Source organism: bacterium (assembly GCA_022616075.1).
Taxonomy (GTDB): Bacteria; Acidobacteriota; HRBIN11; order JAKEFK01; family JAKEFK01; genus JAKEFK01.
The window spans coordinates 1-10,425 of sequence record JAKEFK010000134.1 but is presented as its reverse complement, the minus strand read 5'-3'; the positions used below and the strand labels follow the sequence as shown (position 1 = coordinate 10,425).

Below are 10,425 nucleotides of genomic sequence, written 5' to 3'. Positions count from 1 at the left end.
TCGACGATGCACTGGGGCATCGACTGCGTCGCGGCGCCTCGCATCTGCCTGCCCGGCGCTCGCGCCATATGTCATCATATTTATGGGAAGGGACACTAAGTCGCCAAGAAATAAAAAACAACTTCCTGATTATCTTGGTGGCTTGGCGGCTTGGCGGTTTATTTCCGAATGATATACGAGCAGTAGGTTTGCCCCTTTAGGATGTGGTGGTCCCGCTCGACCTTTGCCTGAAGAAGGTCGGAAAGATATTGTTTTTCACACGAGCAGGCCTGGGGATATTCGCGCGCCACTTTTGAAATCGGACAATTGAGGAGCCGGATCACGAATTTGTTATGACCGAGCTGCTCGCTTTCCACCATATAGTCATTCTGGTTCAGAATCTGGCACAGGGCATGCACCCGTCCTCCGAGGTCCTTTCCTTTCATCTTTTCACGGTTGCTGTTTGCGGATCGCCGGAAGCGCGTTTCAAAGAACTTGCGAATGCGCGCAGAGCCTTCTCGCGCCCCAAGGTCTTCCAGGAATTCCATCAGGAGACGGCCATAATTCTTGGGGAAATATTCTTCGGCGTTATCCGTCAGCTTGAATACACGCAAGGGCCTTCCCCGTTTGGCTTGCCGGAGCAGCTCTGAGGCTACGAGATCCTGATCCACCAGCGCGGCAAGCGGACGGTGCACAGCCATCGGAGTGACGTTGAGACTCTTGCAAAGCGCATCAATCGTCATGCCCGCTTCGCTTTTCTTCAGCAAGTAGAGAATTTGGCGCGAAGCTTCACTGATCTCTTTCATGAGATTTATTATGGTCCCTTTGCTTCTATTTGTCCAGTCGAAAGTAGAATTATTAGACTAATATGTATATAAAATCTATTATTACTTGACAATAAATAGGAGAAGCACTAAGCTGAACTTGATATGGCAAAAGCAAAAGAGATCCAGGAGCTGACCGACCGGGAATATCAGTACGGGTTTGTCACGGACATCGAATCCGAATCGATGCCTCCCGGATTGAATGAGGACGTGATCCGCTTTATCTCTGCTAAGAAAAATGAGCCTCCCTTCATGCTGGAATGGCGACTGCAGGCGTATCGTTACTGGGCGAGACTCGAAGCCGCAGAAGCCGAGCCGAAATGGGCCAATATCCATTACGATCCGATCGATTATCAGGCCATTCGCTATTATTCGTCCCCCAAGAAGAAGCCGGCAAGTCTTGCGGAAGTCGATCCGGAGCTTCTCGCCATGTATGAAAAACTGGGAGTCCCGCTCAAGGAGCGCGAGATACTCGCGGGTGTAGCAGTGGATGCGGTCTTTGATTCTGTTTCTGTAGCGACGACTTTTAAAGAAAAACTGGCGGAAATGGGAATCATTTTTTGTTCGTTTTCAGAGGCTGTTGAAAATCATCCCGATCTGGTAAAGAAATATCTTGGTTCGGTGGTTCCTTACACCGACAATTTCTTTGCCTCTCTCAACGCTGCCGTATTCAGTGATGGATCCTTTTGCTACGTTCCGAAGGGTGTGCGTTGTCCGATGGAGCTTTCCACCTATTTCCGGATTAATGCAGCCGAAACCGGTCAGTTCGAAAGAACACTGATCGTGGCGGAAGAAGGAAGCTACGTGAGTTATCTGGAAGGATGTACCGCACCGATGCGCGATGAAAACCAACTCCACGCCGCGGTTGTCGAGCTCATTACGCTCGATGATGCGGAGATTAAGTATTCCACGATTCAGAACTGGTATCCGGGAGATAAAAAAGGAAAAGGTGGAATTTACAACTTCGTGACAAAACGGGGCAAGTGTTCCGGACGTAGATCGAAAATTTCCTGGACTCAGGTGGAAACAGGATCGGCGATTACCTGGAAATATCCCAGCTGCATACTTCAAGGAGATGACTCGATCGGTGAATTCTATTCGGTGGCCCTGACCAACAATTATCAGCAGGCCGATACGGGAACTAAAATGATCCATATCGGAAAAAACACGCGAAGCACCATTATTTCAAAAGGAATCTCAGCAGGGCATGGCAACAATACTTATCGGGGGCTTGTCCAAATTCAACCGCAGGCCAACAACGCGCGGAATTATTCTCAATGTGATTCTTTGCTGCTGGGAGATAAATGTGGCGCGCATACCTTTCCTTATATAGATGTGCGCAACAACACAGGTGTAATGGAGCATGAAGCTTCCACTTCCAAAATCAGCGAAGATCAGTTGTTCTATTGCAAGCAAAGAGGCATTTCCGCTGAGAGCGCAGTCAATTTGATCGTCAGTGGCTTCTGCAAAGAAGTATTCAAAAAGCTTCCGATGGAGTTTGCTGTGGAAGCGCAAAAACTGCTGAACGTCAGTTTAGAGGGTAGTGTAGGATAAACAAAGTAGCGCGGGCGTCCCGCCTGCGAAATCCGCAGACGAGACGTCCGCGCTACTTTGCTGGAGAAAACAATCAATGTTAGAAATCAGAAATTTGCATGTGGCGGTGGAGGGCAAGAAGATTTTGTCCGGAATCAATCTATCGGTTCGTGCCGGAGAAGTGCACGCCATTATGGGACCTAACGGTTCCGGAAAAAGCACGCTGGCTCAAGTGCTTGCGGGACATCCTTCGTATGAAGTACTCGAAGGGGAAGTTCTTTACGAAGGGAAGAACCTTCTGGAAATGATTCCGGAAGTGCGCGCGCGGGAGGGTGTATTTTTAGCGTTTCAGTATCCTGTTGAGATTCCTGGTGTGATGAATTTCCATTTTTTGAAAGCGGCGGTCAATGAGATCCGCCAGCACCGGGGATTGGAGGAGATGGATGCGATGGAGTTTTCCCAATTTCTGGATGAGAAGATCAAGCTGGTCGAAATGGATCCCAATTTGATGAACAGGCGTCTGAATGAAGGATTCTCCGGCGGAGAAAAAAAGCGAAATGAGATCCTTCAACTCGCTGTGCTTGATCCCAAACTCGCGATTCTGGACGAGACGGATTCAGGCCTGGATATTGATGCGCTCAAGAGCGTGGCCGCTGCGGTGAACAAACTTCGCCGGCCGGATAACGCAATGTTGATTGTGACTCATTATCAACGTTTGTTGAACTACATCACACCTGATTTTGTGCACGTTCTTTTTAATGGACGGATTGTGAAGTCGGGCGATAAAGAGTTGGCGCACGAACTGGAAGCGAAAGGCTACGACTGGATCAAGGAAGAGGTAGGTGCAGCTTGAAGACAGAAGTTTGGCCGGAAGTTATTCATCACTTGCGGGAGCAAGCTGCCGATGCGCACCGGACGCTTCCGTTTCCCACGACTCACGATGAAGATTGGCGATTCACAAACGTCGCTCCCTTTTTCAAAAAACCCTTTAACAAAGTAGCCCGGACGTCCCGTCCGCGTGAGCTATCTGCCAGACCCCTGGTCCCTGAAGGCTGGCAAATAGTTTTTGTCGACGGCCATTACTCCGAGGACCTTTCTCACGTTCCTGCAGATTTCATCGTTGGAACAATAAATGGAGCATCCGGATGGGAGGATCATTTCGGTAAACTGATCCCGTTCGATAAAAATGCTTTTGTTGCATGGAACACGGCATCGTTCCAGGATGCAGCGTTTATTCAAATTCCGGATGGTTTCATCCCCGAAAAACCGGTGCAAATAACTTTTGTGAATAGCGGAACTCCGGATTCGGTCACTTTTCCACGCATTCTGGTTACAGTTGGTAAAGAGAGTCAACTGACTCTTCTGGAAATGCATATGACCTTGAACGGTGCTCGCTATTTCACCAACGCGGTTTCGGAAATTCTGCTGGGAGAATCCGCAGTCCTTCAACACGTAAAGTTGCAACAGGACAGCTTCCGCAGCCTGCACATCGCTTCCTCCCATGTGCTTCAGGAGCGAAACAGCTCTTATACGTCGCTGGTTATGACGATAGGTTCCGAGCTTTCCCGCGAGAATTTGAAAGTCACGCTCAACGGTGTCGGCGGTGATTGCACTTTGAACGGCCTTTATCTGATCGGTGACAATCAGCATGCGGATCATCACACGACGATCGATCACGCAAAGCCCCATGGCACTAGCCGCGAACTGTACAAGGGCATTTTGAGCGGCAAATCGCGCGCTGTATTTAATGGAAAAATCGTTGTTCGAAAAGATGCGCAAAAAACCGATGCGGAGCAGACGAACAAAAACATGCTTCTTTCTCCGGGAGCAAGGGTGAATACAACTCCCCAGCTGGAAATTCTGGCTGATGACGTCAAGTGCCGTCATGGCGCCACCATAGGCCATCTGGATGAAGATGCGCTCTTTTACTTGCGCACTCGTGGACTGGCCGAACGAATGGCGCGCACTTTATTAATGAAAAGCTTTTTGCAGGATGTAACTGGACGCCTTCCGGAAGCAACGATTCGCGAAGCGCTGGATGAGCTTGTGACTTCCCGCCTTGCGAAGTTTACAGGAGAAACAATATGAACTTGGAGCATGTTCTCGAAGGTGCGCCTTTCATAGAACCGATTACGCCCGAAGAATTTGATGTTGAAAAGATCAGAATCGATTTCCCGGCGCTTCATCAAAAGATTTATGACAAACCACTCGTGTATCTCGACAACGCAGCCACAACGCAAAAACCCTTGTCTGTGATCAATGTCATTCAAACTTATTATGTGTGCAGCAACGCCAACGTGCATCGCGGGATTCATTTTTTGAGCGAGCGCGCAACACGCACTTATGAGTATGCGCGATCAAAGGTCCAACGCTTTTTGAATGCTCAGGAGTCGTTTGAAATTATTTTCGTGCGTGGAACCACCGAAGCGATCAACCTGGTGGCGCAGAGCTACGGAAGGACTTTCTTGAAAGCTGGTGACGAAATCATCATTTCGGCCATTGAACACCACTCGAACATTGTTCCCTGGCAGCTGGTTGCTGAACAGACGGGCGCGAGAATTCGAGTGATCCCAGTCACTGACAGCGGTGAGCTCATTCTGGAAGAATACGAAAACCTTCTCAGCGAAAAAACAAAGATCGTAGCCGTTGGACATGTATCAAATGCGCTGGGCACTGTGAATCCCATCAAACAAATCATTCGAATGGCTCATGATTTCGGAGCGGTCACGCTGGTGGATGGCGCGCAATCTATGCCCCACATGAAGGTGGATGTTCAGGACCTGGATTGCGATTTTTATGCTTTCTCCGGTCATAAAATTTACGGTCCCACCGGTATCGGAATTCTTTATGGAAAACAGGCTCTGCTGGATAGAATGCCGCCGTATCAGGGAGGCGGAGAGATGATCCGTGAGGTCAGCTTTGATCGAACCACTTATGCAGATCTGCCCCACAAATTTGAGGCCGGAACGCCGCACATTGCAGGTTCGGTTGCTCTGGGAGCGGCCATTGATTACATCACTCATCTTGGATTGGGCAACATTGCAGCATACGAACATGAGCTGCTTCATAAAGCCACGGAAAAAGTGCGCTCCATTCCGGGTTTGAGACTGATCGGCACCGCAAAAGAGAAGTCAGCGATATTGTCATTTGTGATGGAAGGCGTGCATCCTCATGATATCGGTACGATTCTGGATCGCGAAGGCATTGCTGTCCGTGTTGGGCATCACTGCGCGCAACCCGCAATGAAAAGATTCGGATTGCCGGCCACCGCGCGTGCTTCCTTCAGCTTTTACAACACCGAGCATGAGATTGATCGATTGACAGCTGGACTGCGGAAGGTGAAAGAGGTTCTTGCGCTGTGACAGAGCTGTACGAACTCTATCAGCAGGTTATTCTCGATCACAATAAAAAGCCGCGAAATTTTCACAGGATGGAAACGGCTTCCGCAAAGTCGGAAGGCTTTAATCCACTTTGCGGAGACCGGCTTATCGTATATGTGCAACTGGAAGGAGACCAGATCAAAGATATCAGCTTTGAAGGTTCAGGCTGCGCCATCTCTAAAGCTTCGGCTTCACTGATGACTGAAAGCGTTAAGGGAAAAAGTAAAGCGGAGATAGAAGCGCTATTCAAAAGAGTTCATCAGATGTTGACCGCCCCTCCGGATACGGTGATTGATGTCGAAGGGCTGGGAAAGCTGGCTGCGTTCTCCGGTGTGCGTGAATTTCCGGTGCGCGTCAAATGCGCCACCCTCGCGTGGCACACGCTGAACTCCGCCCTGCAAGGCCAGAAAGAACCCGTCACCACAGAATGAGAATCTAACGCAGAGACGCGGAGACGCAGAGAAAAAAAATTGAAATTATTTTATTTTGAGTTTTCTCTGCGTCCCAGCGTCTCTGCGTTAAAGGAACTTTTCAAGATCACGACGGAGAGCGGAGGGAGTTGCAAGTTCACTGAAAACTTGCGGCCGTGTGATTCCATCTCATCCGCTTTGACGCTTCCGAAATTGCCAATTCCGCTGCCGCCATAAAACTCGGAGTCGCTGTTCAGCGCTTCTTCCCAGATGCCTTCCCAGGGAACGCCGATACGATAATTGTGTCTTGGGACCGGCGTGAAATTGCAAATGAAAGCGACTGCTTCCTGATCGTTCTTTCCGAACCGCAGGAAACTTAACACGCTCCGCACATTATCATTGCAATCGATCCATTGAAAACCGCGCGGTTCGAAATCTAGCTCATACAGCGCGGGTGTGTTTCTGTAGAAGCGATTCAAGTCCTGCACCCAGGAATGCAGTTGTTGATGCTCCGTGTAGTTTAACAATTCCCAATCCAGTGCCCGGTCATGGTTCCATTCCCTCCATTGGCCGAACTCGCCACCCATAAACAGGAGTTTTTTGCCGGGATGGCCTGTCATGAAGCCATACAAAAGACGCAAATTCGCGAACTGTCGCCACAGATCCCCGGGCATTTTGCTCAGCATCGATTTTTTTAGATGAACGACTTCGTCATGAGAAAAGGGGAGAATGAAATTTTCACTCCACGCGTACCAGATTCCGAAAGTCATTTTGCCGTGATGATAGCTTCGATGGATGGGATCCTTTTCCATGTAATCGAGTGTGTCGTGCATCCAACCCATGTTCCATTTCATATCGAAACCGAGTCCACCCAGGTGAACGGGCCGCGATACCATCGGCCAGGACGTTGATTCTTCTGCGATCATCAACACACCCGGGTGTTGTTCATGCACAACATGGTTCACATGGCGTAAGAAATCGATGGATTCCAGATTTTCGCGTCCACCATGTTTATTGGGAACCCACTCGCCCGGTTTGCGGCTGTAATCCAGGTACAACATGGATGCGACCGCATCCAAACGAAGGCCGTCTACATGATATTTTTCGATCCAGAAGAGAGCGTTTGAAAGCAGGAAATTGCTGACTTCCGGACGGCCGTAGTTAAAAATGTATGTTCCCCAATCCATTTGAAGACCTTTGCGCGGATCAGCATGTTCGTACAACCAGGTTCCATCAAAATAAACCAGACCATGACCGTCCTGTGGAAAATGGGACGGAACCCAATCTAACAACACGCCAATTCCGGCTTGATGGAGCTCATCGATCAGATACATGAAATCTTGCGGAGTTCCGTAACGGCTTGAGGGGGCATAGTACGCGATTGTTTGATAACCCCAGGATCCGTAGAAAGGATGTTCCATCACTGGTAGGAACTCTATGTGCGTATAGTGGAGCTTGTTCAGGTATTCGCAAAGTCGGGGAGCCAATTCACGGTAAGAATAAAAGCTTTCAGGCTTTTCAGGATCACGTACCCAGGAACCAAGATGCATTTCGTAGATATTCATAGGAGCATCACCGGCATTCTTTTGTGCGCGGTTCGCGATCCAATCCTCATCTTTCCATTCATATCCGGAAATGTCCCATACGCGCGAAGCTGTTTGGGGTACCAGCTCGGTTGCGAATGCGAAAGGATCTGCTTTGTCAATCTCAAAATCTTTGTACTGAGAGTGCACAAAATACTTATAGGCTTGCCCTTGCTGAATACCGGGAATGAAACAGGTCCAGATGCCGCTATCGGCAAAGCGATCCATGGGGTGCTCCTTTTTACTCCAATCGTTCCATTCACCCATCACGGCCATGTACGCGGCATTGGGCGCCCAGACCGCAAAGTGTACGCCGTTCTGACCTCCGGATCGCGTGAAATGCGCTCCCAATTTGTCGTAGATATGATAGTGTTTTCCTTCGTGATAAAGACGCACGTCCTTCTTGGTCAGGAAATTCGTCATGCCGCTATTGTAACTTATCGTCACTTAGAAAATTTTCCATCACCCAGATCTCACTTGTATCGGTGATCGTTCCGATAGTGATTCTTTTTCCATCCGGATGCATCCGGATGTCATGAACGTACTCTGTTTCCATTCCAAGTCTTTCGGGCTTCCCGCCTCGCGCTGAAACCCTCCAAAGAGAGTGTGGTTGATCGATGAAATCGCGTCTCCCTTGCGCAAAGATCAAACTTTGACCGTCAGGAGTCCACGTAAGGGCTGAGACATAGTCGGGAAGATTCAGATCCAGAATGCGATGACTCCCGGTTCCATCCGAGCGAAGAATGTTCAGCCAGCCGGTTCCTTTCATTACGTTGTAGCTCATGGTTGCTATCCAATGTCCATCGCGCGAAACGGCAAAAGTTGCGGCGCCTGATCCAATCTTCTTTGTTGCCCCGCGTTCCAGAGTCTTGTGCCAGATATCGCCACCTTTGTTGAGCATATAAAAAATCGCGGAACTGTCGCCTGCCCAATCATAAGCGCGAACCCAATTATTAGGAGGATCATCAACCACCTTCAACGTTTCTCCAGTTATTGTGTTTACGCGATAAAGGCCGGCTCCGGTTTGTTCATCCTTTCCATAGATCAGGATCCAGTCACCATTTGACCACCTGGTAAACAGTCCCACCATTTGCAAACCATGAGAGAATCGTTTTTCTTCGTTCGAATCCAGGGAAAGAAGCGCTAGTTGTGCCGGTGGCGCAAAATTCCAACGTTTTTCGAAAGGATTTTTTGCGGTTTGAAAAATTAAATATTTACCGTCGGGAGCGAATTCAGGACCTCCATTGGACCCCGGGAAACCGGAAGAAATCTTTACAGGTTGCCCAGCTCTCGCACTCAGTGACCCTGTAAACACATCGAAGGAGCTCATGAGGTGGGCGTAAAAAAGCGAACCATCCTTTGTGATCTTTAAGGGATAAACCTGTCCAATGTCTTTTCGAACGATGCTTGGAGAAGTGTTCTCTTTCGAGTTCTGTAATGGCAAGGACCAGGCATCGTACGTCCCGGACCGGTCGCTGGCGAAGAGGACACTTCTTCCATCCGGAGCCCAACCGAGCACGTAGTCATGAGCTTTATGCTGAATCAGGCGCCTATCCGTTCCATCTTTTATCGATAAGAGAAATAGATCGTGATTGGTGGAGCCCTTCTGCTGCGGAAAATCATACAGAATCTGTTCACCATCGGGCGAGAAATTCATTTTTCGAACGTTACCTGATTCGAGGGATTTCAGAATCCGCAGATCCGTTTTGTTAATGGAAGCAAGCGCAATGTGATTTTCATTCGTGCCTATCAAACGGACAAGAAGTTTCTGCATGTCCCTGGACCAATCCACGGGATTTGCGCAGGCCGTTTTGCTGGAGTAGAGGTTCCGCAAAGAGGAACCGTCGATGTCACTGACGCGCAAATCACAGCCAGGGTCCCAAACATGTTGAACCGAGTATGCCACTTTTTTTCCGTCCGGGGACAAACAAGTCATACCCGGATGTGGTGTGAATTCGTGCGGAAGAAACCAGATATTCGATTGCGTAACGCGTCGTTTTTTTCCTGATTGCAAGTCAATCGCAAGAACATCCGCGGTCTGCCAATCAACATCGATTAGTATTCTTCCATCGGTTGAGACAATTCCCGGAGGAAGTCCGGTGCTTCCTTTCCAGAGTCTTTTTACCACAACTGCATCCGATCGACCTTTCGATGAAAATGTAGAACGCGCAAACCAGACTACGGCAAAGATGACGATCAACAATGCGGTTGCGAGAAGAGATCGAATTGGATTCCGCAAGACAAAATCCGGCAGTATGTTGTTCAGTGAATCCGCTTCCAGAGCATTTAAAAACTCCGTGACTGTGCGGAATCGTTTTCCCGGATCTCTATCAAGGCACCGGAGAATTGCCCTTTCCCAATTGCGTGGAAGATCAGGAACATATTTTTTGGGTGAGGGAGAATCTTCGCTTATCCTCATTGCTGCAATTGTCAACGATGGCTCTCCCTCATAGGGAAGCTTGCCTGTGATCAGTTGATAAGTCACCAGCCCTAACGCGTAAATATCGGTCCGGGAACTAACGATTCCCCGTGTCAATTGTTCCGGAGCCATGAATTGCGGGGTGCCCAGCACCTGCCCTGTCACCGTCACCGGTTCAGAATCTTTCGCGGAATCCGCGACTGCAAGACCGAAATCCGTAACGACTGCACGGAACCCGTTGCCGCTTGGAACAAGGATGATATTGCCGCTTTTCAGATCCCGATGGACAATTCCAGC

The 10,425-nt window shown here is 49.2% G+C and carries 8 protein-coding genes; 5 read left to right on the top strand and 3 right to left on the bottom strand.

From position 1 onward, the window contains the following. Window positions 1–158: 158 nt before the first annotated feature. On the bottom strand, window positions 159–785 hold the full coding sequence (locus L0156_10830; GenBank protein MCI0603492.1) for an HTH domain-containing protein: 627 nt from the start codon (window positions 783–785) through the stop codon (window positions 159–161). A gap of 123 nt (window positions 786–908) precedes the next feature. Here L0156_10830 and sufB point away from each other — a divergent pair, with 123 nt between their 5' ends. The 5 genes from sufB to L0156_10805 all read left to right on the top strand — a co-directional run bounded on the left by sufB (window position 909) and on the right by L0156_10805 (window position 6,147). Next, on the top strand, window positions 909–2,357 hold the full coding sequence (sufB, locus tag L0156_10825; protein ID MCI0603491.1) for a Fe-S cluster assembly protein SufB: 1,449 nt from the start codon (window positions 909–911) through the stop codon (window positions 2,355–2,357). Between the two features lie 76 nt (window positions 2,358–2,433). Beyond that, the gene (gene sufC, locus L0156_10820) at window positions 2,434–3,189 is read left to right on the top strand and encodes a Fe-S cluster assembly ATPase SufC (GenBank protein ID MCI0603490.1); all 756 of its coding nucleotides are present in this window, start codon (window positions 2,434–2,436) and stop codon (window positions 3,187–3,189) included. Then, window positions 3,186–4,424 (top strand): Fe-S cluster assembly protein SufD, encoded by a 1,239-nt coding sequence (gene sufD / locus L0156_10815; protein MCI0603489.1) that lies wholly within the window; start codon window positions 3,186–3,188, stop codon window positions 4,422–4,424. Before sufC ends, sufD begins: the two co-directional genes overlap by 4 nt. After that, window positions 4,421–5,698: a cysteine desulfurase gene (locus tag L0156_10810; GenBank protein MCI0603488.1), complete on the top strand. Its 1,278-nt coding sequence runs from the start codon at window positions 4,421–4,423 to the stop codon at window positions 5,696–5,698. Before sufD ends, L0156_10810 begins: the two co-directional genes overlap by 4 nt. Next, window positions 5,695–6,147 carry an SUF system NifU family Fe-S cluster assembly protein gene (locus L0156_10805; protein MCI0603487.1) on the top strand — a complete coding sequence of 151 codons (453 nt, stop codon included), beginning with the start codon at window positions 5,695–5,697 and terminating at the stop codon, window positions 6,145–6,147. Before L0156_10810 ends, L0156_10805 begins: the two co-directional genes overlap by 4 nt. A 50-nt stretch (window positions 6,148–6,197) precedes the next feature. Here the strand turns inward: L0156_10805 and glgB are convergent, their stop codons facing one another. Then, window positions 6,198–8,132 (bottom strand): 1,4-alpha-glucan branching protein GlgB, encoded by a 1,935-nt coding sequence (gene glgB / locus L0156_10800; protein MCI0603486.1) that lies wholly within the window; start codon window positions 8,130–8,132, stop codon window positions 6,198–6,200. Window positions 8,133–8,136: 4 nt separating this feature from the next. Beyond that, on the bottom strand, window positions 8,137–10,425 hold a 2,289-nt coding region (locus L0156_10795; protein MCI0603485.1), incomplete at its 5' end, for a serine/threonine-protein kinase.